This window comes from Curvibacter sp. APW13 (assembly GCF_032337135.1).
Lineage (GTDB): Bacteria > Pseudomonadota > Gammaproteobacteria > Burkholderiales > Burkholderiaceae_C > Allorhodoferax.
This window is the reverse complement of record NZ_JAVXZZ010000001.1, coordinates 1517078-1539187: the sequence shown is the minus strand read 5'-3', so window position 1 is coordinate 1539187 and position 22110 is coordinate 1517078. Positions and strand designations below refer to the sequence as shown.

Here is a 22110-nt window from a genome sequence, read left to right as displayed (position 1 = left end):
GAAGTCGCTATAGTGGCCTGTCTGGAAATTCATCTGGGATGACCGCCATGTCTACAACACCGTTTGCCAAGGGCGCCAAAGCTGGCACGCACACCTCTGACACCAAGCTGGAACTGATGCTGTTCCGGCTGGGCAAGGACCGCCAGTCCGGCCAGCAGGAAATCTTCGGCATCAATGTCTTCAAGGTGCGCGAGATCGTGGTCAACCCGCAGCTCACCAACATCGTCAACAGCACCCAGTTCATGAAGGGGCTGGCCAACGTGCGCGGGCAGCTGATTCCGGTGATTGACCTGCCAGCCGCTGCCGGATGCGTACCGCAGAGTGGCATGGGCATCGTGCTGGTCACCGAGTTTTCCCGCACGACGCAAGCCTTCATGGTGGATGAAGTGCTGGAGATCGTCCATGTGGAGTGGCAGAACGTGCAGTCGGCCGACAACTCGGCCTCCAAGCTCGTGACCGGCGTGGCGCGGCTCGACGGCGACGCTCCCAATGGCCGCCTGGTGCAGGTCATCGATGTCGAGCAGGTCCTGCGCGAAGTGTTCCCGCAGGGCCATGGCCCGGGCGTGGACGCCAGTGGCCTGCCCATCATTTCCTTGCCGGCGGGCGCCTCCCTCCTGTGCGTGGACGACTCTTCCGTGGCACGGCTGCTGATCGAGGAGTCGCTCAAGGCGATGCAGGCGCCCTACATCGATGCGAAGAACGGCAAGGACGCCTGGAACAAGCTGGAGAGTCTGGCCCAGCAGGCCAAGAACCAGGGCAAGCGGGTGCGCGACCTCGTCCCCCTGGTGCTGACCGACCTCGAAATGCCCGAGATGGACGGCTTTGCCCTGACCCGCGCCATCAAGCAGGACGCCCGCTTTGCCGGGGTGGCCGTGATCGTGCACTCGTCACTGACCGGCAAGGCCAGCGAAGGCCACGCCGCCAGCGTGGGGGCTGATGCCTACCTGGCCAAGTTTGCCCCGCGCGAGTTGGGTGAAACCATCCGCGACACCCTGGAGCGCATGGAAAGCTGACCGGGCTTGCCCATGACAGACAAGCGGTTCGCACCGCATGGCCAGTTCGACGTCCTGTGGTGCGGCGACATTCTGTGCTCGCGCCTGGTGGGAACCTTCAACGTCCAGGCCATGCAGGCTTACGTCACGGAACTCAAGGCCTTGGGAGCGCAGCGCCCTACGCGCTGGGGTCGCCTGGCCGACATGCGCGCCTGGGATGGCATGACCCCGGAAGCGGGCGAACTGTTCAAGGAGTTTGCGGAGTGGATCAAGACCACGGGCTGCAAGGTGTCAGTGCAACTGCTGCCGACGACATTCCAGAAGCACATTGCGGCGCTGGTCGCCCAACGCCTGAACACCAACCACCTCTACCAGGTCACGACGGCCGATGAAGTCATGGCAGTGTACGCAGACTACGGGCTTGAAGCGACAGGACTGCAGGAGCTTCTGCAGCAGCTGGAATTGCCGCAACGTTCCAGCCCTTGACCCCCGGGGATGGCCACCCGCAGCACCGAGATTTGTCGGCACAGCAACTATTGTTTTCCATGGCGGGAATAAATGCCGGGCTCCCAGCGTTCATCCGTGTGCACAACAGTGCAAACGACCAACCTGATGGAGACCCCCATGCGCTTTACCCGCTTCACACCCACCCGGCTGATGGCCTTGAACACCCTGGTCGCCGCCGCCATCCTTGCCGGCTGTGCATCCATGGCTTCGGCGCCCGCCTCCGTGGCCAACGGCGTTCTCACCGGACCCAACGGCATGACCCTGTACACCTTTGACAAGGATGCGGCCGGCAGTGGCAAATCGGTGTGCAACGGCCCCTGCGCCACCAACTGGCCCCCGCTGATGGCCGCCGATACCGACAAGCCCGCCGGCGATTACAGCATCGTGGTACGCGATGACGGCAAGAAGCAATGGGCCTTCAAGGGCAAGCCACTGTATTACTGGGTCAAGGACACCAAACCCGGCGACACGACGGGCGACGGCTTCAACAAGGTCTGGCAAGTCGCCAAACCCTGACCACGCCAGGCCCGACACCACCCACCATGCAGCCCCAGGCCATTGTCGAATACATCCCCGCGCTGCGCCGTTATGCACGCGCACTGACCGGGGACGCCTGGGCGGCAGATGACCTGGTCCAGGACACCCTGGAGCGGGCCTGCTCGCGTTGGCGGCTGTGGTTGGCGGGCAGCGACCTGCGCGCCTGGCTGTTTACGGTGATGCACAACCTGTTCGTGAGTGCCTACCGGCGGCGCCAGGCGGCACCTGCCACTGTCGCACTGGACGATCTGGCCGACGAGCTACCGGGCCCGCACGGGGCCCCGGACAACGCTCTGGACCTGCAACGCTGCCTGATGCGCCTGCCCGATGAGCAACGCGAGGTACTGCTGCTGGTCACGCTGGAAGACCTATCCTACGCCGAGGTGGCCCGCATCACGGGCACGCCCATCGGTACCGTCATGTCACGCCTGTCGCGCGCCCGGGAGCGGCTGCGCACACTGATGGAGGCACCGGCCCAGACCTCACTGGCGGCGATACCCCTTGCAGAACCGGCTTCTGTACCGCCGTTGCGGCGCCTGAAGTGAACCCACCATGAACCGCCCTTCGTCTCCCGAATCCCACGAGCAGAAACTGCACGCCTGCGTGGACGGCCGGCTTGGCGCCGAACAGGCCCAGACCGTGCGTCAACAGGCCGATCCAGCCACCCGCGACACCTTGGCCGCATGGGACACTCAGCGGCAGGCCCTGCGCGCCTTGCACACCGCCGTGCTCAACGAGCCCGTTCCGGCATCCATGCGCGAAGTCGCCGAACGTGCGGCGCGGGATCGTGCAAATGCCGCGAACCAGGTGCGCTGGGCTGGCATGGCCGCCAGCGTGATCTTGTCCTTCGGCCTGGGCTGGGTGCTGCACGGTCTGTCTGCCCATCCGCAAGGCACAGGCATGGCGCAGCTCAATGCGCAGACGCAGTTCGTGCGTGCCGCAGGCTATGCCCACGCCGTGTACCAGCCGGAAAAGCGTCACCCGGTCGAGGTCGGTGCCGCCGAGCAGGAGCACTTGGTACAGTGGCTGTCCAAGCGGCTCGGGCGGCCCTTGCGTGTACCCGACCTCAGCGCCGAAGGCTACGCCCTGGTGGGTGGTCGCCTGCTACCGGGTGAAGGCAGCGCGCGGGCCCAGTTCATGTTCGAAGATGCCCATGGACAGCGCCTGACGCTGTACCTGGGCGGCATCACCGCGACCGAGCAGCATCCGGAGCTGGCGCAGACCCGATTCCAGTTCGAGTCTCGTCAGGGTACGCAGAGCTTCTACTGGTTCGACCGTGATTTCGGCTACGCGCTGTCGGGCGCGCTGGGCCGCGAAGCCTTGCTGGCAGTGGCGACACGCGTGTACCAGCAGTTGGAATCAAAGCCCTGACAGCTCAGGCCCGGGTGGGCGGCACGTGGTGCAGCTCGATGGTGGCGTGCACCACTTCTTCATGCACGCCAATCCGATCGCGCACCTGCTGGGGTGTCAGTCCCGGGTCGGTCGTCACCACGCTGAGTGCGCAGCTGTAGGCCGACTTGCCGACGCGCCAGACGTGCAGGTCGGCAATGCGGGTATGGCCTTGGGCATCCGCCACCTCCACGACCTCTCGGATTTCGTCCACTACCGGGTGGTCCATTTCACGGTCCAGCAGCACCCGCCCCGTGTCGATCAGAAGCCCCTTGGCCCACACCGCGACCAGTACGGCGCCCACCACGCCCATGGCGGGGTCCAGCCAGGACCAGCCCCGCACCATGCCACCCAAGAGCGCCGCAATGGCCAGCACCGAGGTGGCGGCATCGGCCAGCACGTGCACATAGGCGGATCGCAGGTTCAGGTCTTCGCCATGGTGATGATGGTGGTGGTCGTGGTGATGGTGATCGTGCCCGTGGTGGGCTTGACCCAGGATGAGCGCGCATACGAGGTTTACGGCCAAGCCGAGCACAGCAACGGCGATGGCCTGCTGGTAGTGGATGGGCTGCGGCGCAAGGAGCCGCTCCACCGAGCCCCACACCATGAGCGCCGCCACCACCAGCAACAGCAAGGCGCTGGCAAAGCTGCCCAGTACCTCCACCTTCCAGGTGCCGAACGCGAAACGCGCATCGTGGGCATTCGTGCGCGCATAGGCATATGCGAAGGCCGTCAGGCCGATGGCCAGGGCGTGCGAACTCATGTGCCAGCCATCGGCCAGCAGGGCCATGGAGTTGAACCACCAACCAGCGGCAATTTCGACCACCATGCAGGCCAGCGTGATCCACAGCACCCAGCGGGTATTGCGCTCTGCCAGCGGATTGCGGGTATCGAACTGGTGCGCGTGGCGCAGGGATTCGAGGGCCTGGAGCATGTCAGAACCCCAGCTTGGCACCTGCGCCCAGCAGCGTAGCCACACCCAGCAGCGCAAAGATGCCGGCCGCGATGGTGTGCACCAGCTTCATCGGGATCTTGCTGGCCAGCTTGTCGCCGGCAAACACCGCGGGCACGTCGGCGATGAGCATGCCCAGCGTGGTGCCGGCCACCACGAGGACCGGATCGGGGTAGTGTGCGGCCATGGCCACGGTGGCAATCTGGGTCTTGTCACCCATCTCGGCCAGGAAGAAGGTAATCAGCGTGGCCCCGAAAACACCGAAGCGCTGCGCTACCTGGGTTTCCTCTTCCTCGATCTTGTCGGGAATCAGCGTCCACACCGCCATGCCGAGGAACGAGGCCGCCAGCACCCAGCGCAGGACTTCGGGGCTGATGGTGGCCGTGATCCAGGCGCCGAGCGCACCGGCCATGCCATGGTTGAGGAGAGTGGCGACCAGGATGCCCGCCACGATGGGCAGCGGCTTCTTGAAACGTGCAGCCAGGATGAAAGCCAGCAGTTGGGTCTTGTCACCGATTTCGGCCAGCGCCACCACGCCGGTGGACACAAGAAGGGATTCCATAGAGAAAACTCCAAGGCCGGGTGAGACGACGATTGACCACAGCGCCGCCCGGCCAAGGGTGCAGCGCGATGGTCAAAGGTCTTGCCAAACCGTAGGTGCTACGGCCTGCGTCTGCCATGGTCTGCGGACCAAGTGTGTTGACAGGCGCCTCTTCGGGAAAAGAGCGGCTACTCCCCAATGACTGCGGGGTATTGTAGTGGAAGCCACGATGACCAGCCACGGCCTGCGGGACACTTGAAAAACGCGGCCACCTTCCCGACATGGCAGCAAGCTTTCTCAAGGAGCTCACTTCATGGTTCAGAAGCATGTGGATGAATTGCTCTCGCGCATTCGTGCGCTGCAGGAAGACCTGGAGACCGAATACGCTGCGGCGCGCCAGGGGTGGAGCGAGCAGCGCGCACGTCTGGCTGGCGAATTCGTCCGGCAGCAGCGTCGCTACAAGATTGGCACCCTGCGCTTCCTGCTGCGCTCACGCCTGCTGGTGGTGCTGACTGCCCCAGTCATCTACGCCGGGTGGATTCCCTTCCTTTTGATGGACCTGTTCGTCTCTCTCTACCAGGCCATCTGCTTCCCGATCTATCGCATCCCCAAGGTGCGCCGGTCCGACTACCTCGTGTTTGACCGGGAAGACCTGCCCTACCTGAACGGGGTGGAAAAGTTCAATTGCTTCTACTGCAGCTACGGCAATGGCGTGGCCGCCTACGCCCGGGAAGTGGCGGCGCGCACCGAGCAGTACTGGTGCCCCATCAAGCATGCCCGCAGGATCCGCGACGCCCACAGCCGCTACCCGCAGTTCTTTGACCACGGGGATGCCGAAGCGTTCCGTCAGGGGCTCAACCGCTTGCGCAGGCAGTACGAAGACGTGCAGGACCGCTGAGGTCGCGGCTTTCGACCCGGCGCAGGGCCGCGCATGCCTTACAGCCGCGCGGCCAGTTCTGCACCTTCGCGGATGGCACGCTTGGCGTCCAACTCCGACGCCAGTGCCGCGCCGCCGATGCAGTGGAAGCGCGGCGCACCCTCCACCTGCTTCTGCTCCGGCGGCGGCATCAGTTCAGCCAGCGATTCCTGCCCTGCGCACAGCACCACATGGTCGACTTCGAGCACGCGCTCGACGCCGCCGACGGTGATGTGCAGACCCGCATCGTCCACCTTGCGGTATTCCACGCCGGCGAGCATTTCGACGCCATTGCGCTGCAGGACGGCGCGGTGCACCCAGCCCGAAGTCTTGCCCAGGCTGCTGCCTAGCTTGCTGGTCTTGCGCTGCAGCAGGTAGAGCTGGCGATAAGGTTTGGCCACAGCCGGTTCTACGATGCCGCCATTGGCGGTGGCGTTCAGGTCCACCCCCCATTCGGCGCACCAGTGCGGCACCGCCACCGGGCGCGGCACGGCGGGGTCGTGCAGCAGGAACTCGCCCACGTCGAAACCGATTCCACCCGCGCCGATGATGGCCACGCGCTCCCCTGCCACTACGCGACCGAGCAGCAGGTCGAGGTAGCTGATGACTTTGGGGTGGTCGATGCCTTCGATACGCGGCTTGCGCGGCAGGATGCCGGTAGCCACCACCACCTCGTCAAAACCTTCGCGGAACAGGTCCTCGCGGCTGACGCGGCGGTTCAGTACCAGCTTGACCCCGGTGGCTTCCACACGGCGGCCGAAGTAGCGCAGGGTCTGTGCAAATTCTTCCTTGCCCGGCACCTGCATGGCCACGTTGAACTGGCCACCAATGCGGTCGCTGCTGTCGAACAGGGTCACGTCATGCCCACGCTCGGCGGCGACAGTCGCGGCCGACAGGCCGGCCGGCCCCGCGCCCACCACGGCCACCTTCTTGAACTGCAGAACCGGGCGGTACACCAGCTCGGTCTCGTGGGCAGCGCGCGGGTTCACCAGGCAGCTGGCGCGCTTGTTGGCGAAGGTATGGTCGAGGCAGGCCTGGTTGCAGGCGATGCAGGTGTTGATGTCGTCCACCTTGCCTTGTGCGACCTTGTTCACCCACTGCGGGTCGGCAAGGAAGGGGCGCGCCATGCTGACGGCGTCGGCCTGGCCGCTGGCGATGATCTGTTCTGCCTCGTCGGGCATGTTAATGCGGTTGCTGGCCACCACCGGCACCTTCACCGCGGCCTTCAGGCGCCCAGCCAGCGATGCAAACGCCGCGCGCGGCACCGAAGTGACGATGGTGGGTACCCGCGCCTCGTGCCAACCGATACCGGTGTTGAACAGGGTCACGCCCGCCGCTTCCAGCGCCTGCGCCACCTGCACCACCTCATCCCAACTGTTGCCGCCGTCCACCAGGTCCAAGAGCGAGTGGCGGTACATGAGGATGAAGTTCGGCCCCACCGCGGCGCGCACTTCGCGCACGATGTCCACGGCCAGACGCATGCGGTTTTCGATGCTGCCGCCCCATTGGTCGGTACGCTGGTTGGTGCGGGCACACAGGAACTGGTTGAGCAGGTAGCCTTCCGAGCCCATGATCTCCACGCCGTCGTACCCGGCCTTCTGTGCCAGCTTGGCGCAACGCACATAGTCGGCCACGGTCTTGGCAATGCCGCTGGCGGTGAGCGCCTTGGGTTTGAAGGGCGAGATGGGCGACTTCTTGGCGGAGGCCGACACCACGAAGGGCTGGTAGCCGTAGCGCCCGGCGTGCAGGATCTGCATGACGATCTTGCCGCCCTCTTTGTGCACGGCATCGGTGACCAGGCGGTGGTTGCGCACATCCAGCACGCTGCTCAAGGTGCCGCCAAAAGGCAGCAACCAGCCTTGCCGGTTGGGCGAGATACCGCCAGTGACCATGAGCCCCACACCACCCTTGGCACGCTCACGGAAGTAGGCCGCCAACTTGGGGTAGTTGTAGAAGCGGTCTTCCAGGCCGGTATGCATGGAGCCCATGACCACGCGGTTGCGCAACTGGGTGAAACCGAGGTCCAAAGGCTGCAGCAAATGGGGATGGCGGGCAGTAGTCATGGCGGCAATGGGGATGAAAAACCAGCGCGCACTGTATAGGGTGGCCCTGGCATAAAGTAGGCGCACGCCCCCAGACAACTGTGCAGCAAAGTTTCGAATCGGTTACGAGTTTGCGATCGCTATGTTTTTCGTAGCTGCTTGCGCATACATTATGCGGGCTAGAGGCTAATTTGACCTATAAAAGGAGCCCCCATGACCTACTCTGCGGAATCCACCCGCTACGACGGGCGCATGCCCTACCGCCGCTGCGGTGCCAGCGGCCTGAAGCTGCCCGCCATTTCACTGGGCCTGTGGCACAACTTTGGCGATGCCACGCCGCTCGACACCCAGCGCCAGATGCTGCGCACGGCGTTTGATGCCGGCATCACCCACTTTGACTTGGCCAACAACTATGGACCGCCCTACGGCAGCGCCGAGACCAACTTCGGCGAGCACCTGCGCCGCGACTTCCGGCCCTACCGCGACGAGCTCATCATCTCCAGCAAGGCCGGCTGGGACATGTGGCCCGGTCCCTACGGCCAGGGCGGCGGCTCGCGCAAGTACGTGCTCGCCAGCCTGGACCAGAGCCTGCAGCGCATGGGGCTGGACTACGTGGACATCTTCTACAGCCACCGCTTCGACCCCGACACCCCGCTGGAAGAAACCTGCGGCGCGCTTGACACGGCCGTGCGCCAGGGCAAGGCGTTGTATGTGGGCATCAGCAGTTACTCGGCAGCCAAGACACGTGAAGCAGTGGCCATCCTGAAGAGCCTGGGCACGCCCTTGCTCATCCACCAGCCGTCCTACAGCCTGCTCAACCGCTGGATCGAGGAAGACCTGCTCGACACCTTGCAGGACACCGGCGTGGGCTGCATCGCTTTCAGCGCACTGGCGCAGGGGCTGCTGACCGACAAGTACCTGAACGGCGTACCGCAGGACGCCCGCATCAACCGCCCGGGCGGGGGCTCCTTCACGCCCGACCACCTGAGTGATGCCAACCTGCGCCATGTGCGCGCACTCAACGACATCGCCCAGTCACGCGGCCAGACGCTGGCGCAGATGGCGATTGCCTGGGTGCTGCGGGATGCACGGGTTACGTCGGCCTTGATCGGGGCCAGCAAACCAGCCCAGATTACCGACCTGTGCGGCGCGATGGTGCGGCCGGATTTCACGGCCGAGGAACTGGCCGCCATCGACCAGCACGCAGTGGATGGCGGCGTCAACCTCTGGAAGAAGCCCAGCACCGACCAGCGGCCCTGAAGCCGACCCGCACTATTTGCGGTAGGCGTCCTGGATTCGCTGCCAATCACCCGATTTCTTGAGTCCGGCCACCGCCGCGTCGAAGCGGGCGGCGCGGGCCATGCCCTCGGCATTGCGGACGAATCCCAGGTAGTTCTTGACCGAAGAGATGCGCAGCGGCAGCGCGCTCAACTGTTCCGCCATCCCCAGGCTGTGCGCCAGATGCCATCCGGCATGCTGGTCACAGACCAGCATCGCATACCGTCCGGCGAGCAGTTTGCGCAACCCCTGCTCTTCGGTGAGCGACTCGTCGGTCGTGATCGCTCCGGTCGCAACGAGGGCGTCAAATTCCTCGCCATAGCTGTAACCCGCCGTCACGCCGACCAACTGGCCGGAGAGGGCGGCGACGGATGACAGCGGACGCTCGTCGCCCTTGCGCACAAAGACAACGTTCTCGGACACGCTCAGATGCTCCTTGGGAAAGACAAGGTACTGCTGTCGCTCGGGTGTAGGCCGCACCGACAGGATGCCATCGACCTCCTGCCGCTGGGCCAGCAGCAAGACACGTTTCCACGGATAGAAAAGAAAGGTCGGCTGCTGATGCATGGCTTTGACAGCTGCCCGCGCGAGTTCGATGTCGAGACCGTGGGCTGCCCCCTGGACCGAGAACTCGTAGGGCGGCCATTCGGACACCGCGAGTTGCAGGCGCACCGCATCGGCGCGCGCACCGGAACTGGCGATCAGCAAGCTGCAGCACAAGACTGCAAGACGCAAGAACATGCGGGGTCTCCACGACGTTGTTGGGTTTATCCGCTCTCCCCATCAAGCGGCTTCCGGGATGCCATTGTGCCCCCAGAACGCCCCAGCGCAACCGCTATTTCAGGTAACTGTCCATGATCTGCTGCCATTGCCCGCTTTTCTTGAGCTTGCGAAGCGCACTGTCGAATTTCGGTATGAACGCGGCATTCTCGGGTGTCTTGGCAAACGCCGCATGCAGCTTCACCGAGGAAACGACCCACGGCAACACGGTCACCTGGTCACGCAAGCCCAGACTGCGCAGCAGCCCCAAGCCGATGACCCGATCGCACACGAACGCGTCGAAACGACCGGCAACCAGCTTGCGCATGCCCTGTTCATCCGTGTTGGCTTCGTCGGTCCGGAACAGTCCTTGGCCCGACAAGCGCATGAAATCAGCGCCGTAGTTGTACCCGGCCGTGGTGCCAATCGTCTTTCCCGCCAATGCCTCGATGCGATCAACAGGAAACTCACGCCCCTTGGCGACAAACAGCACGTTGTCGCTGCTGCTCAGCGGTTCGGTGGAGAAGAGCAATTGCCTTTCGCGCTCCGGGGTGGGATGCAGGGACAGCAGGCCCGCCATCTGCTTGCGCTGCACCAGCATTTCGGCGCGTTTCCACGGATAGAAATGGAATTCCGCAGTGCCGCCCATCTCGCGCAAGGCCGCACCGACGGTATCGATATGGTAGCCATGGGGCTCCCCATCCACGGTGTACTCGGCGGGAGGCCACTCCGACACGGCAAACTGCATGCGCAGCGACTGTGCCCACAGCGACTCCACCGAGCACAGTCCGGCCAGCACAACGCCGAGCCACAGGTTACGAATATGCATGTTGTCTCCACGCCGGCAAGCAGCATGCCGATCAGGCTTGCAGTGTTTTTCCGCAAGCTTACGCCAACGTTAACAGCCAGCGCCGGACACAGGGTTCCCGCGCCCAACGCCGGGGGACGCTGCCGTGCTCAGGCCGTACCCAGCATTTCCCGCTGGGGATCTTCCGAGGCGATGACGCGCTGGGCCCACGGTGCGAGTTTCTGGGTGTCGGCACGCAACACCTCCTGCTTGACGGCAAGGATCTGTGCCGGATGCATGGAAAATGAGCGCAAGCCCATCCCAAGCAACATGCGGGTAAGACTGGTGTCCCCCGCCATTTCACCGCAGACGCACACTTCCTTGCCCTGGGCCCGTGCCTGCGCAATGGTGTGCGCCACCAACTGCAGCACAGCCGGATGCAGAGGGTCATACAAATGGGCCACCGATTCGTCGGCTCGATCGATTGCCAGCGTGTACTGGATCAGGTCGTTGGTGCCGATCGACAGGAAGTCAAAGTGCTTCAGGAACATGCCTACCGCCACGGCAGCCGCAGGAATCTCGATCATCGCCCCCAGTCGCACCGGGCCATACGCCTGCCCACGACGATCGAGCGCATCGCGCGCCGCCTGCAGGTTCTGCAAGGTTTGGCGTATCTCCCCGGAATGTGCCAGCATCGGAATCAGCAGATTGACCTTGCCATGCGCCGCCGCACGCAGAATCGCCCGTAGCTGGGTCTGGAACATCGCGGGGTCCGCCAGACTCCAGCGGATGGCGCGCAGCCCCAAGGCTGGGTTCAGGTGGGCAGCATCGCGCACGGAATGGTCCAATGGCTTGTCGGCACCCACGTCTACCGTGCGGATGGTGACGGGCAGACCCTGCATGCCCTCGATGGCCAGCTTGTAGGCCTGGTACTGCTCCTCTTCGTCCGGCAACTGGCCTTGCCGTCCCATGAACAGGAATTCGCTGCGAAACAATCCAACTCCCAGGGCGCCGGCCTTCAGCGCTGCCGGGGCGTCATCAGGCATCTCGATGTTGGCCAGCAGTTGCACGGGCTCGCCATCCATGGTCACTGCCGGCGTATGCAGCAGACGGGCCAGGCGGCTGCGCTCCAGCTCCATCTGGCGCTGCTTGAACCCGTATTCGGCCAGGATGATCGGCGACGGATCGACAATGACGACACCGGCGTCGCCGTCGATGATCACCCAGTCGTCCTGGCGTACCAGCTGACTGGCCGTGCGGGCCCCGACGACGGCAGGGATGTCCATGCTGCGCGCCACGATGGCGGTATGGGACGTCTTGCCTCCGACATCGGTGATGAATCCTGCGAACACACTTTGCTTGAACTGCAGCATGTCCGCCGGAGAGAGATCGTGGGCGATCAGCACCAGAGGAACGTCAACGGTATCGTCCAGCAGCAGATCCTGCTGTGAAGGCTTGCGGTGGGTGCGGGCGGGGTGGTGGCCAGTCAGATCCGATCCGGCGCCATGCAAGGCACGCAATATGCGCTCGGCGATTTGTTCGAGGTCGGCCTTGCGCTCGCGCAGGTATTCGTCCTCCATCTCGTCGAATTGGCGCGCAATGATTTCGAGCTGGGTCGTCAGCGCCCATTCGGCGTTGTACAGCCGCTCCTGGATCCAGTGCTTCACACCGGCCGAAATTTCCTCGTCCTGCACCAACATCAGGTGCACTTCCAGCAGGGCAGCCAGCTCGTGTGGAGCCTCCTTGGGGCCCATCTGGCCCACGCTCTCCAGCAGGCGCTTGATTTCATCGATGACACTGTCGCGCGCGTCACGCAGACGCTGGATTTCCTTCTCGATATCGGCTGCGTCGATGAAGTAATGCGCCACATCCACCCGGCTGGACGCCACCAGCACGGCACGACCGATGGCCACGCCGCGCGAGACGGCCAAACCATGGATGGCGAGTGTCATTCACCCTCTCCGAATCGATCGGCGATCAGGGCCAGCAAGGCGTCCATGGCTTCTTGCTCGCGTTCACCGGCGGTGTCCAGGGTGACGGTGCTTCCCACCCCCGCGGCCAGCATCATGACGCCCATGATGCTTTTGGCATTGACCCGGCGTTCGCCTTTGGCAATCCAGACCTCGCAGGGAAAACTGCCGGCCAGTTTGGTCAATTTGGCCGAAGCGCGGGCATGGAGTCCGAGCTTGTTGATGATGGTGACGCTGCTTTGGATCATGGTGCTTCAGAGATCGACAGGGGAGGGGGACGAAGACGGTACCGCGAGCACGCACTGTGTACCTCCGGCCACAGCCCGGTTGACCAATCGGTCCAGGTCTTCGTCGAGATAGTTGACCGTGCGCAGCAGCATGGGCAGATTGACGCCAGCCACCAGTCGCGAGTGCACACCATCGACCAGCCGCTGCGCCACGTTGCTCGGGGTGGCGCCGTAGACATCCGTCAGCACCAGCATGTGCTCGATGTTCACTGATGCCACCAGGGCCCGCGCCTGGGACAGTGTTTCGTCCGGCGGCACATCCGCAATGACATCGAGCGCGAGCACCCTGTCGCTTGCGTCCGGATACACGTGCAGTACGCAACTTCGCAGTGCAGAAGCCAGGGGCGAATGGGCAACGATGAGCAGGCCGGTGTGCATGGTTTTGCGGGGTGTGTAACCCGCATTATCGCGGGAACCCACAGCACGCCTGAGGTCTTGAGGCGCAAGGTCGCGTTTTGCTAAGATCAGATGCAGGTTAGAGGTATTGCATCATGTTCCGAGTCGTGACAAAACGCCTGGTCCCGAAGGATGGCCAGATTCGCCGAGAAACCCAGTGTGGCCCTTGGCAGCCCAGTGAGGAACCGGCCCAACGCTGGGCCCAGTACCTGCGACACACTGGACGTTATGAACGCGTCGAGATCGAGTCCATGAAGGACCGGATGTCCTCGCTGCAAACCAGTCGTTTCTGAACCGATTTACAGGGCACCAAATACCTTGGTCAGCAATGCACTTCCATAGCCCACCGGGTTCTGGCGAATTTTCTTTTCTTCCTCACCGATCATCCAGTACAGACCATCGAGTGCCTTGGTGGTGACGTACTGCTGAATGTTGGCATCTTCCTTCTTTACCAGTCCAAGCTCTGCACCCCGGCCTGCGACCTGGTTGTATTTTTCCGCCAGCCCGAGTTTGCTGGTGGCTTGGGTCACGATCGGCAGGAACTCTACGCCCAGTCCAGACCGGGTCTTGGATGCAAAGAAGTCGGTCACTGCTGTCTGACCTCCGGCAAGAATGCCCTTCGCGTCATCCACGGTCATGGCTTGCACGGCACGCGTCAGCAACGCCTTGGCCTTCGGCACTGCTGCCTCCGCGCCGCGGTTCATTGCCGTCAGCAACTCATCGACCTGGCGGCCCTGGCCGAGCGTGCGCAGCAGACCGGCCGCGTCATTGAGGTAGCCCGGCAGCGGTATGCGCACTCTGTCATTTCCGAGAAATCCGTCTTGGGCGCCGAGCAGCGCCACCGCAGCGGAAGCCCCCTTGTCCAGGGCCAGCTTCAATCCGGCGGTGGCATCCTTGTTGCTGAGCTCGTTGAGACTAAGGGCATGGGCCATCAGCGGCACGTTCCCGGCAATGAGGAACAAGGCGCTGTATTGCGTGAATTGGCGGCGATTCATTGGGAACTTTCGGTTTATTCGCGGAAGGCGTCGTGGCAGCTCTTGCAAACCGAGCCCACTGCACCGACCGCTGGCTTGATCGCATCCACGTTGCCGGTCTTGGCAGCTGCGCTGAGCTTGCCCATTTCCAGCTGCAGCTTGTCTGCGTAATCCATGAATTTGGCCTTGTCTTTCCAGATGTCGGCCTTGACCTTGGTGTTGCCACCCTTGTCCGTACCCTCGACATATGCCCCCCAAGGCAAGCGCGCCAGGAACTCGGCGTTGGCTGCACTGTCGGCGGCGAGCTTGGCATCGAACGGCATCTTCCCCTGGGCCATGCCCGCAACTCGCCCAAAGTTCTGCATCATCAGGAACATAGCGCTCTGGCGGTACTTGATGGCATCTTCCGGCTTGGCAAATTGGGCCGTGGCAGGAAGGCTGGTGGTTGCGATTGCAATCAGGGTGGCAAGCATCAGGGGGTGTTTCATGGATGTCTCCTCTTTTGGGGTGAATGCAAGTAGCCGCGTGGCAGTGTAGCGTCTGCGGTGGGCATCCGGGGTAATTGCCGATGCATGCGCGGATGCAGGCTGTGTATAGTGGCGCTTGGGGTGTTTATCGTTTGCTGCTGTTTATGACCGTCGTCCGCGTCTGGGATTTACCACTACGGCTGTTTCACTGGGGGCTGGTCCTTGCGGTGCTGGCGATGGTGGCCACGGTGTCTCTGGGCTGGATGGAGTGGCATATGCGCTGTGGGTACGTTGTGCTCACGTTGCTGATGTTTAGACTGTTGTGGGGCTTCTGCGGCGGATATTGGTCCCGTTTCTCCAGCTTTGTGCCGGGTCCTCGCTTGCTGGTGCAGTATCTGCAAGGCAAGACACCCGCTTCGGCGTTTGCTGGGCACAATCCATTGGGCGCCTTGTCGGTGCTGGCCATGCTGCTGGCACTGGGACTGCAGGTTGCCAGTGGACTCGGGGCCGACGATGAAATCGCCACTGAGGGTCCCTTGGCCGCGCACTTGAGCGCGGCTTGGGTCAACCTGGCAACGCATTACCACACCAAGATCGGCAAGTACCTGGTGTTGCTCTTGGTTGTGCTGCATGTGGGCGCCATCGTGCGATACCGGCGCCTTGGACAGGACTTGGTGACACCCATGGTCACCGGTGACAAGTCGCTTGTCGCATCCACACCCAGCTCACTAGACAGCCCCGCCATGCGCCTTCGTGCTGCGCTGTGTTTGATGGGTTGCGTCGCCATGGTAGTGATGCTGCTGCGCAGTTTGGGATAGGCCGCGATGCATCGTTTCGACCTGGTATGGGTGGATGGAACTGCGGCGCGCGACGTTGCAGATGTACGCTCGCTTTTCGTCGAATATGCGGCTTCGCTGGACGTCGATCTGTGCTTCCAGCGCTTTGCTGAAGAGCTCGACGGATTGCCTGGGCACTACGCTCCCCCCCGAGGAGCTCTGGTGCTTGCCAAAGTGCACGGCGATGGTGCCGGATGCTGTGCCTTGCGCCCGCTGGACAGCAGTGATTACGCCAATGCCTGTGAAATGAAGCGCCTCTACGTCCGGCCTGGGTACCGTGGCACTGGGGTGGGCCGACTGTTGGCCGAGAGCATTGTCGACCAGGCGCGCTTGCTGGGTTACGACCACATCCTGCTGGACACCCTCAGTGACATGGAAGCAGCGCGCGCCCTGTACGAGGATCTCGGATTTGAAGAGATACCTCCGTACTACTACAACCCGATCGCGGGCGCGCACTACTTGAAAGCAGACCTCTAGGCTAGATCAGAGCTGAGAAAGCATCGTGGCTGCGTCGCTGACTTCGAATTTGCCTGGGGCTTCGATGTTGAGTGACTGCACCACGCCATCCTTTACCAGCATGGAATAGCGGTTACTGCGCAAGCCCATTCCACGGGACGTCAAGTCCAAAGTCAGACCGGTAGCCTGCGTGAATGCAGCACTGCCATCGCCGAGCATGCGCACTTTTCCGGCCGTTTTTTGGTCACGCGCCCAAGCACCCATGACAAACGCATCGTTCACGCTGACACACCAGATTTCGTCCACACCCTTGGCACGCAACTGATCGCTCAACGCTACATAACCTGGGACGTGTTGTGCAGAGCAGGTCGGGGTGAATGCGCCAGGCAATGCGAACAGCGCGATGGTCTTTCCGGCACAGGCAGCCTGCACATCGACCGGGTTCGGGCCCAGGGCGCAACCGTTGCCCTCGACTTCATTGAATTCCATCAGCGTGGCTGCGGGGAGTGTTTGACCGACTTGGATCATGGTGGTGTCTTTCCTAGGATGGGCATAAAAAGCAAAACGGCCCACATTGTGGGCCGTTCCATAGGTTGGTGCTTGTGCACCTGCCGATAGGCTTAGACTGCAGCAGCCTTTTCCACCAAGCGGGTAGCAACCCAGTTCTTGGTCTTGGACAGAGGACGGCTCTCGGTGATCTCGATGATGTCACCCATCTTGTACTCACCCTTTTCGTCGTGGGCGTGGTACTTGCTGGACTTGACAACGATCTTGTCATAGAGCGCGTGCTTGACGCGGCGCTCGATCAACACCGTCACGGTCTTTGCTCGCTTGTCGCTGACCACCTTGCCAATCAAGGTGCGCTTGAGGGATTTTTTAGCTTCCGTCATTTATCGCTCCTTATTTGCCGGACTTTTCAGCGCTTTGCTTCTCGGCCAAGATGGTCTTGGCGCGGGCAATATCGCGGCGCGCATTGCGCAGCGAAGCGGTGTTGTTAAGTTGTTGCGTAGCCTTTTGCATGCGCAGACCGAAGGCAGCCTTTTGGAGGGCCTTGACTTCAGCTTGCAGACCGGCGACGTCTTTTTGGCGCAGTTCAGTAGTTTTCATTGCTTATTCTCCTGATTACTGGCCAATCAATCGGGACACGAAGGTCGTGGCCAGGGGCAGCTTGGCAGCCGCGAGCTTGAAAGCTTCACGGGCCAGTTGCTCGGGCACGCCGACGATCTCGAACACGACCTTGCCGGGCTGAATTTCTGCGACGTAGTACTCAGGGTTACCTTTACCGTTACCCATACGCACTTCAGCAGGCTTCTTGGAGATCGGCTTGTCGGGGAACACGCGGATCCAGATACGGCCGCCACGCTTGACGTGACGGGAAATGGCACGACGTGCCGACTCGATCTGGCGCGCAGTCAGACGACCACGATCCGTACACTTCAGGCCGAAGTCACCGAAGGCGACCGTGTTGCCACGGGTAGCCAAACCGGTATTGCGGCCCTTATGCTCTTTGCGGTATTTGCGGCGAGCAGGTTGCAACATAGTTATTCTCCTTTGCCGTCAGCTGCTGCAGCTGGCGCGGCGACTGAACGAACGCGCTTAACGGCGGGTTTGGCTTCAGCACCAGAGGCTTCAGCGGGCTTGTCACTGCCATCGGCGGGCGCAGCATTGCTGCCAGCAGGGCGACGACCGCCACGGCCGGCGGGACGGTCACCAGCGGGGCGACCTTCGCGACGAGGACCACGGGGGCGACGCTCTTCTTCAGCGCGGGGCTCCACGGCGGCGGGCAGGTCGTTGCGGCCCAAGGTATCACCCTTGTAGACCCAGACCTTCACGCCGATGATGCCGTAGGTGGTCTTGGCTTCGGAAGTGCCGTAGTCGATGTCGGCGCGCAGGGTGTGCAGAGGCACACGACCTTCGCGGTACCACTCGGTACGGGCGATTTCGATACCGTTCAGACGACCGGAGGACATGATCTTGATGCCCAGGGCGCCCATACGCATGGCGTTCTGCATTGCACGCTTCATGGCACGACGGAACATGATGCGCTTTTCGAGCTGCTGGGTTATGCTGTCGGCGATCAGCTTGGCATCGAGTTCAGGCTTGCGCACTTCTTCGATGTTGACTGCCACCGGCACGCCCAATTGCTTGCCGAGGTCGCGCTTGAGGTTTTCGATGTCCTCACCCTTCTTGCCGATCACGACGCCAGGACGTGCCGAAAAGATGGTGATACGGGCGTTCTTGGCAGGACGCTCGATCAGGATGCGGGCCACAGAAGCGTTCTTGAGCTTCTCTTTCAGGTACTCGCGAACCTTGATGTCTTCGGCCAGCATGCCGGCGAAGTCACGGTTGGTCGCATACCAACGCGAAGACCAGTTACGGCTAACGCTCAGGCGAAAACCGGTTGGATGGATTTTTTGTCCCATATCTTTCCTGGCCTCTCTCAGTTACCAACGGTCACGTAGATGTGACAGGTGGGCTTGCGAATTTGGTTGCCACGGCCTTTGGCGCGCGCGGTGAAGCGGCGCAGCGAGGTACCTTGCTCGACATAGATGGTCTTGACCTTCAGTTCGTCGATGTCGGCACCGTCGTTGTGTTCGGCATTGGCAATCGCAGACTCCAACACCTTCTTGACGATCACGGCAGCTTTTTTCTGCGTGAAAGTCAGGATGTTGAGGGCCTGGTCCACTTTTTTGCCGCGGATCAAGTCAGCCACCAAACGGCCCTTGTCCACAGACAGGCGTACGCCACGGAGGGTTGCACGTGTTTCCATGGTCATTCCTTATTTCTTGGCTTTCTTGTCCGCCGGGTGACCCTTGAAAGTACGGGTCAGAGCGAACTCACCCAACTTGTGGCCCACCATCTGGTCGGTGACATAGACCGGAACGTGCTGCTTACCGTTGTGCACGGCAATGGTCAGACCGATGAACTCGGGCAGAACCATGGAGCGACGCGACCAGGTCTTGATCGGCTTCTTGTCCTTGCCAGCCACAGCCTTTTCGACTTTGGCGACGAGGTGGTGGTCCACAAAGGGACCCTTCTTCAGAGAACGAGTCATTGTTCCTTACCCCTTACTTCTTGCGACGCGACACGATCATGACCTGCGTGCGCTTGTTGTTACGGGTACGGTAGCCCTTGGTCAGATTACCCCATGGGTCCACAGGATGACGACCTTCACCGGTCTTGCCTTCACCACCGCCGTGGGGGTGGTCGATCGGGTTCATCACCACACCGCGAACGGTCGGGCGAATACCCATCCAGCGCTTCACACCGGCCTTGCCCAACTGGCGCAGGCTGTGCTCTTCATTGGCAACTTGTCCCAATGTAGCGCGGCAATCGATATGGATCTTGCGGACTTCGCCAGAACGCATGCGCACCTGGGCGTATGTGCCTTCACGAGCCAGCAGCGTAGCGGAAGCACCAGCCGTACGGATCAGCTGAGCACCAGCGCCAACCTGCAGTTCCACGCAATGGATGATGGAACCCACGGGGATGTTGCGGATAGGCAGGGTGTTGCCAACGCGGATGGGGGCCTCGGAGCCGCTCATGATGGAGGCGCCGACTTCCAGACCACGGGGAGCGATGATGTACGCACGCTCGCCGTCGGCATAGCACACCAGAGCGATGTGCGCAGAACGGTTCGGGTCGTATTCGATGCGCTCAACCTTGGCGGGGATGCCATCCTTGGTGCGCTTGAAGTCCACCACGCGGTAGTGATGCTTGTGACCACCACCCTTGTGACGGGTCGTGATGTGACCATTGTTGTTGCGACCAGCCTTCTGGAACTGGGGTTCCAGCAGGGGAGCGTACGCTTCACCCTTGTGCAGGTGGTCACGGGTAACCTTCACCACGCCACGACGGCCCGGCGAGGTTGGTTTCATCTTGATAACAGCCATGATTACGCAGCCTCCCCGCTCAGGTTCAGCTCTTGACCCGGCTTCAGGGTCACGTAGGCCTTGCGAACATTGTCGCGACGACCGACGGACTTGCCGAAACGCTTGGTTTTGCCTTTGGTGTTGACCACGGACACGCCTTGGACTTCTACCTTGAACATCAATTCCACAGCGGCCTTGATCTCAAACTTGGTAGCGTCTTGCAGCACCTTGAAAGTCACGGCATTGCTTTTCTCGGCAACCATGGTGGCCTTTTCGGACACGATGGGAGCGACCAGCACCTGCATCAGACGACCTTCGTCAAAATTGGTACGTTGATCTGCGCGGCTCATGCGAACATCTCCTTGAGTTGGTCCATGGCAGCCTTGGTGACCAGCACCTTGCGGTAGTGCACCAGCGACAGCGGATCAGCGTAGCGGGGCTCGACCACCAGGACGTTAACCAGGTTACGCGAGGCCAGGTACAGGTTCTCGTCGACTTCGTCGGCAATTACCAGTACGTTGTCCAGGTTCATGGCCTTGAATTTGGCGGCGAGAGCCTTGGTCTTGGGGGTTTCCACCTTCAGAGATTCAACCACTGCCAGACGGCCTTCACGGACCAACTGGGACAGGATCGAAGCCATACCGGCGCGGTACATCTTCTTGTTGATCTTCTGGGTGAAGTTTTCGTTGGGCATATTGGGGAATATGCGACCGCCTCCGCGCCACAGCGGGGAAGAAGTCATACCAGCGCGAGCGCGACCGGTACCCTTTTGCTTGAAAGGCTTCTTGGTGGAGTGCTTGACCTGTTCACGATCCTTTTGAGCGCGGGTACCTTGGCGCGCATTGGCCTGGTATGCGACAACGATCTGATGAATGAGGTCTTCGTTGTATTCACGACCAAACACGGTCTCAGGCGCTTCGTACTTGGAAGTAGCCTGACCTTGGTCATTCAGGAGCTCGATCTGCATTAGTTCGCTCCTTTAGCTTTGGCCTTGATGGCCGGACGAATGGTTACAAAGCCACCAGCAGAACCAGGGATAGCACCCTTGATCAGCAGCAATTGGCGCGCCTCGTCAACACGGAACACATCGAGGTTCTGGGTAGTCACCAGATCCACACCCATGTGACCGGTCATGCGCTTACCAGGGAACACGCGACCAGGATCCTGCGCCATACCAATGGAGCCAGGAACATTGTGCGAACGGCTGTTACCGTGCGACGCACGCTGGGAAGCCATGTTGTGGCGCTTGATGGTGCCGGCATAGCCCTTACCGATGGAAGTGCCTTGCACGTCAACCTTTTGGCCAGCGGCAAACACAGCAGCCACGGGCACGGAAGCGCCTGCGGGGTACTGGGCAGCGGTATCAGCGGTAACGCGGAATTCTTGAACGATTTCGCCAGCTTCAACGCCAGCCTTGGCCAGGTGACCTGCCTCGGGCTTGGTCACACGCGATGCTTTGCGCGAACCGAACGTCACCTGCAGGGCAACGTAGCCGTCGTTCTCTTGGGTTTTGACCTGTGTCACGCGGTTGTTGGACACGTCGACCACGGTAACGGGAACTGCATCCCCGTCGTCCGTGAACAGACGCATCATGCCAACCTTGCGACCCAGCAACCCTAAGTGATTGCTAAGACTCATTGTTTTCTCCGTAATCCCCGCCAGCGCAGCTTCAATTGGTTGCGCCGTTTGGATGCGGGGTACTGTTAATAAAACTCCACCTTGCGGCGAAGCCCGCCAGTATAGCGAAAACCCCTGGCTTGCGCAAGGGGTGTCCGGGCGGGAGGATTTGCGTGACACCCCTAGACCGGAGCGTCACGCGTCAACCGCATTACTGCAGTTTGATTTCGACGTCCACGCCGGCAGCCAGGTCGAGCTTCATCAAAGCGTCAACGGTCTTGTCGGTGGGATCCACGATGTCCATCAGGCGCTGGTGGGTGCGAATTTCGAACTGGTCACGGCTGGTCTTGTTGACGTGCGGCGAACGCAGGATGTCGAAACGCTTCATGCGTGTCGGCAGGGGCACGGGGCCCTTGACGATGGCGCCGGTGCGCTTGGCGGTATCCACGATCTCAGCAGCAGACTGGTCGATCAGCTTGTAGTCAAACGCCTTCAGGCGGATGCGGATTTTTTGCTTGGCGGCCATGGTGCGTCC

At 61.9% G+C, this 22110-nt stretch carries 32 protein-coding genes and 1 riboswitch; of the genes, 10 read left to right on the top strand and 22 right to left on the bottom strand.

The features are described from left to right. The first annotated feature begins 47 nt into the window (after positions 1 to 47). From RQP54_RS07155 to RQP54_RS07135, 5 genes are all read left to right on the top strand, one after another. Entirely contained in the window at positions 48 to 1013 is a 966-nt protein-coding gene (locus tag RQP54_RS07155) for a chemotaxis protein (RefSeq protein ID WP_315677486.1), read from the top strand. A gap of 12 nt (positions 1014 to 1025) precedes the next feature. Further along, on the top strand, positions 1026 to 1478 hold the full coding sequence (locus RQP54_RS07150) for a hypothetical protein (protein ID WP_315677485.1): 453 nt from the start codon (positions 1026 to 1028) through the stop codon (positions 1476 to 1478). A gap of 138 nt (positions 1479 to 1616) precedes the next feature. Beyond that, a complete protein-coding gene (locus RQP54_RS07145) occupies positions 1617 to 2015 on the top strand; it encodes a hypothetical protein (RefSeq protein ID WP_315677484.1) in 399 nt (132 codons plus the stop codon). Between the two features lie 26 nt (positions 2016 to 2041). Beyond that, on the top strand, positions 2042 to 2581 hold the full coding sequence (locus RQP54_RS07140; RefSeq protein WP_315677482.1) for an RNA polymerase sigma factor: 540 nt from the start codon (positions 2042 to 2044) through the stop codon (positions 2579 to 2581). Between the two features lie 7 nt (positions 2582 to 2588). Continuing rightward, positions 2589 to 3407, top strand: a complete 819-nt coding sequence (locus RQP54_RS07135) for an anti-sigma factor (protein ID WP_315677481.1) — start codon at positions 2589 to 2591, stop codon at positions 3405 to 3407. Between the two features lie 4 nt (positions 3408 to 3411). Here RQP54_RS07135 and dmeF read toward each other — a convergent pair whose 3' ends face one another. Both dmeF and RQP54_RS07125 read right to left on the bottom strand, forming a co-directional pair. Next, positions 3412 to 4359 (bottom strand): CDF family Co(II)/Ni(II) efflux transporter DmeF, encoded by a 948-nt coding sequence (dmeF, locus tag RQP54_RS07130; RefSeq protein ID WP_315677480.1) that lies wholly within the window; start codon positions 4357 to 4359, stop codon positions 3412 to 3414. Position 4360: 1 nt separating this feature from the next. After that, on the bottom strand, positions 4361 to 4939 hold the full coding sequence (locus RQP54_RS07125) for a TMEM165/GDT1 family protein (protein ID WP_315677479.1): 579 nt from the start codon (positions 4937 to 4939) through the stop codon (positions 4361 to 4363). A 13-nt stretch (positions 4940 to 4952) separates the two neighbouring features. Continuing rightward, positions 4953 to 5127, bottom strand: a riboswitch (yybP-ykoY riboswitch). Between the two features lie 104 nt (positions 5128 to 5231). Between RQP54_RS07125 and RQP54_RS07120 the strand changes: the two genes are divergently transcribed. Further along, complete coding sequence (locus RQP54_RS07120) at positions 5232 to 5816, top strand: hypothetical protein (RefSeq protein ID WP_315677478.1); 585 nt, start codon at positions 5232 to 5234, stop codon at positions 5814 to 5816. A 38-nt stretch (positions 5817 to 5854) separates the two neighbouring features. On the opposite strand, the gene RQP54_RS07115 is transcribed toward RQP54_RS07120, so the two are convergent. Beyond that, positions 5855 to 7897, bottom strand: a complete 2043-nt coding sequence (locus tag RQP54_RS07115; RefSeq protein ID WP_315677477.1) for an NADPH-dependent 2,4-dienoyl-CoA reductase — start codon at positions 7895 to 7897, stop codon at positions 5855 to 5857. Between the two features lie 192 nt (positions 7898 to 8089). Here RQP54_RS07115 and mgrA point away from each other — a divergent pair, with 192 nt between their 5' ends. Next, positions 8090 to 9136, top strand: a complete 1047-nt coding sequence (gene mgrA / locus RQP54_RS07110; RefSeq protein ID WP_315677476.1) for an L-glyceraldehyde 3-phosphate reductase — start codon at positions 8090 to 8092, stop codon at positions 9134 to 9136. Positions 9137 to 9148: 12 nt separating this feature from the next. Here the strand turns inward: mgrA and RQP54_RS07105 are convergent, their stop codons facing one another. From RQP54_RS07105 to RQP54_RS07085, 5 genes are all read right to left on the bottom strand, one after another. Beyond that, positions 9149 to 9895, bottom strand: coding sequence for a substrate-binding periplasmic protein (locus RQP54_RS07105; protein WP_315677475.1), 747 nt, complete (start codon positions 9893 to 9895; stop codon positions 9149 to 9151). 94 nt (positions 9896 to 9989) lie between these two features. After that, positions 9990 to 10742 (bottom strand): substrate-binding periplasmic protein, encoded by a 753-nt coding sequence (locus tag RQP54_RS07100; protein WP_315677474.1) that lies wholly within the window; start codon positions 10740 to 10742, stop codon positions 9990 to 9992. Positions 10743 to 10870: 128 nt separating this feature from the next. Further along, complete coding sequence (gene ptsP / locus RQP54_RS07095) at positions 10871 to 12652, bottom strand: phosphoenolpyruvate--protein phosphotransferase (protein ID WP_315677473.1); 1782 nt, start codon at positions 12650 to 12652, stop codon at positions 10871 to 10873. Further along, the gene (locus RQP54_RS07090; RefSeq protein ID WP_315677472.1) at positions 12649 to 12918 is read right to left on the bottom strand and encodes an HPr family phosphocarrier protein; all 270 of its coding nucleotides are present in this window, start codon (positions 12916 to 12918) and stop codon (positions 12649 to 12651) included. Before RQP54_RS07090 ends, ptsP begins: the two co-directional genes overlap by 4 nt. 6 nt (positions 12919 to 12924) lie before the next feature. Next, positions 12925 to 13335, bottom strand: coding sequence for a PTS fructose transporter subunit IIA (locus RQP54_RS07085; RefSeq protein WP_315677471.1), 411 nt, complete (start codon positions 13333 to 13335; stop codon positions 12925 to 12927). A 113-nt stretch (positions 13336 to 13448) separates the two neighbouring features. Here RQP54_RS07085 and RQP54_RS07080 point away from each other — a divergent pair, with 113 nt between their 5' ends. Continuing rightward, positions 13449 to 13646 carry a hypothetical protein gene (locus RQP54_RS07080; RefSeq protein ID WP_315677470.1) on the top strand — a complete coding sequence of 66 codons (198 nt, stop codon included), beginning with the start codon at positions 13449 to 13451 and terminating at the stop codon, positions 13644 to 13646. Between the two features lie 6 nt (positions 13647 to 13652). Here RQP54_RS07080 and RQP54_RS07075 read toward each other — a convergent pair whose 3' ends face one another. Both RQP54_RS07075 and RQP54_RS07070 read right to left on the bottom strand, forming a co-directional pair. After that, positions 13653 to 14348: a DUF4197 domain-containing protein gene (locus RQP54_RS07075; RefSeq protein ID WP_315677469.1), complete on the bottom strand. Its 696-nt coding sequence runs from the start codon at positions 14346 to 14348 to the stop codon at positions 13653 to 13655. A gap of 14 nt (positions 14349 to 14362) precedes the next feature. Continuing rightward, on the bottom strand, positions 14363 to 14815 hold the full coding sequence (locus RQP54_RS07070; protein WP_315677468.1) for a cytochrome c: 453 nt from the start codon (positions 14813 to 14815) through the stop codon (positions 14363 to 14365). A gap of 143 nt (positions 14816 to 14958) precedes the next feature. Between RQP54_RS07070 and RQP54_RS07065 the strand changes: the two genes are divergently transcribed. Continuing rightward, positions 14959 to 15612: a cytochrome b/b6 domain-containing protein gene (locus tag RQP54_RS07065; RefSeq protein WP_315677467.1), complete on the top strand. Its 654-nt coding sequence runs from the start codon at positions 14959 to 14961 to the stop codon at positions 15610 to 15612. 6 nt (positions 15613 to 15618) lie between these two features. Next, on the top strand, positions 15619 to 16107 hold the full coding sequence (locus RQP54_RS07060) for a GNAT family N-acetyltransferase (RefSeq protein ID WP_315677466.1): 489 nt from the start codon (positions 15619 to 15621) through the stop codon (positions 16105 to 16107). 6 nt (positions 16108 to 16113) lie between these two features. Here RQP54_RS07060 and RQP54_RS07055 read toward each other — a convergent pair whose 3' ends face one another. The 12 genes from RQP54_RS07055 to rpsJ all read right to left on the bottom strand — a co-directional run bounded on the left by RQP54_RS07055 (position 16114) and on the right by rpsJ (position 22101). Then, positions 16114 to 16614, bottom strand: a complete 501-nt coding sequence (locus RQP54_RS07055; RefSeq protein WP_315677465.1) for a peroxiredoxin — start codon at positions 16612 to 16614, stop codon at positions 16114 to 16116. Positions 16615 to 16706: 92 nt separating this feature from the next. Further along, entirely contained in the window at positions 16707 to 16976 is a 270-nt protein-coding gene (gene rpsQ, locus RQP54_RS07050) for a 30S ribosomal protein S17 (RefSeq protein ID WP_315677464.1), read from the bottom strand. A gap of 10 nt (positions 16977 to 16986) precedes the next feature. After that, complete coding sequence (rpmC, locus tag RQP54_RS07045) at positions 16987 to 17193, bottom strand: 50S ribosomal protein L29 (RefSeq protein ID WP_315677463.1); 207 nt, start codon at positions 17191 to 17193, stop codon at positions 16987 to 16989. Between the two features lie 15 nt (positions 17194 to 17208). Then, positions 17209 to 17625 (bottom strand): 50S ribosomal protein L16, encoded by a 417-nt coding sequence (rplP, locus tag RQP54_RS07040; RefSeq protein ID WP_315677462.1) that lies wholly within the window; start codon positions 17623 to 17625, stop codon positions 17209 to 17211. Positions 17626 to 17627: 2 nt separating this feature from the next. After that, entirely contained in the window at positions 17628 to 18509 is an 882-nt protein-coding gene (gene rpsC, locus RQP54_RS07035; RefSeq protein WP_315677461.1) for a 30S ribosomal protein S3, read from the bottom strand. Positions 18510 to 18526: 17 nt separating this feature from the next. Continuing rightward, positions 18527 to 18856, bottom strand: a complete 330-nt coding sequence (rplV, locus tag RQP54_RS07030; protein WP_315677460.1) for a 50S ribosomal protein L22 — start codon at positions 18854 to 18856, stop codon at positions 18527 to 18529. A 9-nt stretch (positions 18857 to 18865) separates the two neighbouring features. After that, positions 18866 to 19141 carry a 30S ribosomal protein S19 gene (rpsS, locus tag RQP54_RS07025; protein ID WP_315677459.1) on the bottom strand — a complete coding sequence of 92 codons (276 nt, stop codon included), beginning with the start codon at positions 19139 to 19141 and terminating at the stop codon, positions 18866 to 18868. A gap of 13 nt (positions 19142 to 19154) precedes the next feature. Beyond that, complete coding sequence (rplB, locus tag RQP54_RS07020; protein WP_315677458.1) at positions 19155 to 19979, bottom strand: 50S ribosomal protein L2; 825 nt, start codon at positions 19977 to 19979, stop codon at positions 19155 to 19157. 2 nt (positions 19980 to 19981) lie between these two features. Continuing rightward, positions 19982 to 20308: a 50S ribosomal protein L23 gene (rplW, locus tag RQP54_RS07015; RefSeq protein WP_315677457.1), complete on the bottom strand. Its 327-nt coding sequence runs from the start codon at positions 20306 to 20308 to the stop codon at positions 19982 to 19984. Continuing rightward, complete coding sequence (rplD, locus tag RQP54_RS07010; RefSeq protein ID WP_315677456.1) at positions 20305 to 20925, bottom strand: 50S ribosomal protein L4; 621 nt, start codon at positions 20923 to 20925, stop codon at positions 20305 to 20307. Before rplD ends, rplW begins: the two co-directional genes overlap by 4 nt. After that, positions 20925 to 21596, bottom strand: a complete 672-nt coding sequence (gene rplC / locus RQP54_RS07005) for a 50S ribosomal protein L3 (RefSeq protein WP_315677455.1) — start codon at positions 21594 to 21596, stop codon at positions 20925 to 20927. The genes rplD and rplC overlap by 1 nt, the downstream gene beginning before the upstream one ends. 190 nt (positions 21597 to 21786) lie before the next feature. Further along, positions 21787 to 22101, bottom strand: coding sequence for a 30S ribosomal protein S10 (gene rpsJ, locus RQP54_RS07000; RefSeq protein WP_315677454.1), 315 nt, complete (start codon positions 22099 to 22101; stop codon positions 21787 to 21789). Positions 22102 to 22110: the final 9 nt, after the last annotated feature.

Excerpts from the sequence above, each read along its gene's own strand:
- RQP54_RS07105 (WP_315677475.1), bottom strand. The coding sequence starts at position 9,895 with ATGTTCTTGCGTCTTGCAGTCTTGTGCTGCAGCTTGCTGATCGCCAGT.
- RQP54_RS07125 (WP_315677479.1), bottom strand. The coding sequence starts at position 4,939 with ATGGAATCCCTTCTTGTGTCCACCGGCGTGGTGGCGCTGGCCGAAATC.
- RQP54_RS07080 (WP_315677470.1), top strand. The coding sequence starts at position 13,449 with ATGTTCCGAGTCGTGACAAAACGCCTGGTCCCGAAGGATGGCCAGATT.
- RQP54_RS07115 (WP_315677477.1), bottom strand. The coding sequence starts at position 7,897 with ATGACTACTGCCCGCCATCCCCATTTGCTGCAGCCTTTGGACCTCGGT.
- RQP54_RS07145 (WP_315677484.1), top strand. The coding sequence starts at position 1,617 with ATGCGCTTTACCCGCTTCACACCCACCCGGCTGATGGCCTTGAACACC.
- rplW (WP_315677457.1), bottom strand. The coding sequence starts at position 20,308 with ATGAGCCGCGCAGATCAACGTACCAATTTTGACGAAGGTCGTCTGATG.
- rplV (WP_315677460.1), bottom strand. The coding sequence starts at position 18,856 with ATGGAAACACGTGCAACCCTCCGTGGCGTACGCCTGTCTGTGGACAAG.
- RQP54_RS07055 (WP_315677465.1), bottom strand. The coding sequence starts at position 16,614 with ATGATCCAAGTCGGTCAAACACTCCCCGCAGCCACGCTGATGGAATTC.
- RQP54_RS07140 (WP_315677482.1), top strand. The coding sequence starts at position 2,042 with ATGCAGCCCCAGGCCATTGTCGAATACATCCCCGCGCTGCGCCGTTAT.
- RQP54_RS07070 (WP_315677468.1), bottom strand. The coding sequence starts at position 14,815 with ATGAAACACCCCCTGATGCTTGCCACCCTGATTGCAATCGCAACCACC.
- rplC (WP_315677455.1), bottom strand. The coding sequence starts at position 21,596 with ATGAGTCTTAGCAATCACTTAGGGTTGCTGGGTCGCAAGGTTGGCATG.
- RQP54_RS07100 (WP_315677474.1), bottom strand. The coding sequence starts at position 10,742 with ATGCATATTCGTAACCTGTGGCTCGGCGTTGTGCTGGCCGGACTGTGC.
- mgrA (WP_315677476.1), top strand. The coding sequence starts at position 8,090 with ATGACCTACTCTGCGGAATCCACCCGCTACGACGGGCGCATGCCCTAC.
- RQP54_RS07150 (WP_315677485.1), top strand. The coding sequence starts at position 1,026 with ATGACAGACAAGCGGTTCGCACCGCATGGCCAGTTCGACGTCCTGTGG.
- RQP54_RS07065 (WP_315677467.1), top strand. The coding sequence starts at position 14,959 with ATGACCGTCGTCCGCGTCTGGGATTTACCACTACGGCTGTTTCACTGG.
- RQP54_RS07085 (WP_315677471.1), bottom strand. The coding sequence starts at position 13,335 with ATGCACACCGGCCTGCTCATCGTTGCCCATTCGCCCCTGGCTTCTGCA.
- rplB (WP_315677458.1), bottom strand. The coding sequence starts at position 19,979 with ATGGCTGTTATCAAGATGAAACCAACCTCGCCGGGCCGTCGTGGCGTG.
- rplP (WP_315677462.1), bottom strand. The coding sequence starts at position 17,625 with ATGTTGCAACCTGCTCGCCGCAAATACCGCAAAGAGCATAAGGGCCGC.
- RQP54_RS07155 (WP_315677486.1), top strand. The coding sequence starts at position 48 with ATGTCTACAACACCGTTTGCCAAGGGCGCCAAAGCTGGCACGCACACC.
- rpsQ (WP_315677464.1), bottom strand. The coding sequence starts at position 16,976 with ATGACGGAAGCTAAAAAATCCCTCAAGCGCACCTTGATTGGCAAGGTG.
- RQP54_RS07060 (WP_315677466.1), top strand. The coding sequence starts at position 15,619 with ATGCATCGTTTCGACCTGGTATGGGTGGATGGAACTGCGGCGCGCGAC.
- dmeF (WP_315677480.1), bottom strand. The coding sequence starts at position 4,359 with ATGCTCCAGGCCCTCGAATCCCTGCGCCACGCGCACCAGTTCGATACC.
- RQP54_RS07090 (WP_315677472.1), bottom strand. The coding sequence starts at position 12,918 with ATGATCCAAAGCAGCGTCACCATCATCAACAAGCTCGGACTCCATGCC.
- rplD (WP_315677456.1), bottom strand. The coding sequence starts at position 20,925 with ATGCAGATCGAGCTCCTGAATGACCAAGGTCAGGCTACTTCCAAGTAC.
- rpmC (WP_315677463.1), bottom strand. The coding sequence starts at position 17,193 with ATGAAAACTACTGAACTGCGCCAAAAAGACGTCGCCGGTCTGCAAGCT.
- rpsS (WP_315677459.1), bottom strand. The coding sequence starts at position 19,141 with ATGACTCGTTCTCTGAAGAAGGGTCCCTTTGTGGACCACCACCTCGTC.
- RQP54_RS07075 (WP_315677469.1), bottom strand. The coding sequence starts at position 14,348 with ATGAATCGCCGCCAATTCACGCAATACAGCGCCTTGTTCCTCATTGCC.
- rpsC (WP_315677461.1), bottom strand. The coding sequence starts at position 18,509 with ATGGGACAAAAAATCCATCCAACCGGTTTTCGCCTGAGCGTTAGCCGT.
- RQP54_RS07135 (WP_315677481.1), top strand. The coding sequence starts at position 2,589 with ATGAACCGCCCTTCGTCTCCCGAATCCCACGAGCAGAAACTGCACGCC.
- rpsJ (WP_315677454.1), bottom strand. The coding sequence starts at position 22,101 with ATGGCCGCCAAGCAAAAAATCCGCATCCGCCTGAAGGCGTTTGACTAC.
- RQP54_RS07120 (WP_315677478.1), top strand. The coding sequence starts at position 5,232 with ATGGTTCAGAAGCATGTGGATGAATTGCTCTCGCGCATTCGTGCGCTG.
- ptsP (WP_315677473.1), bottom strand. The coding sequence starts at position 12,652 with ATGACACTCGCCATCCATGGTTTGGCCGTCTCGCGCGGCGTGGCCATC.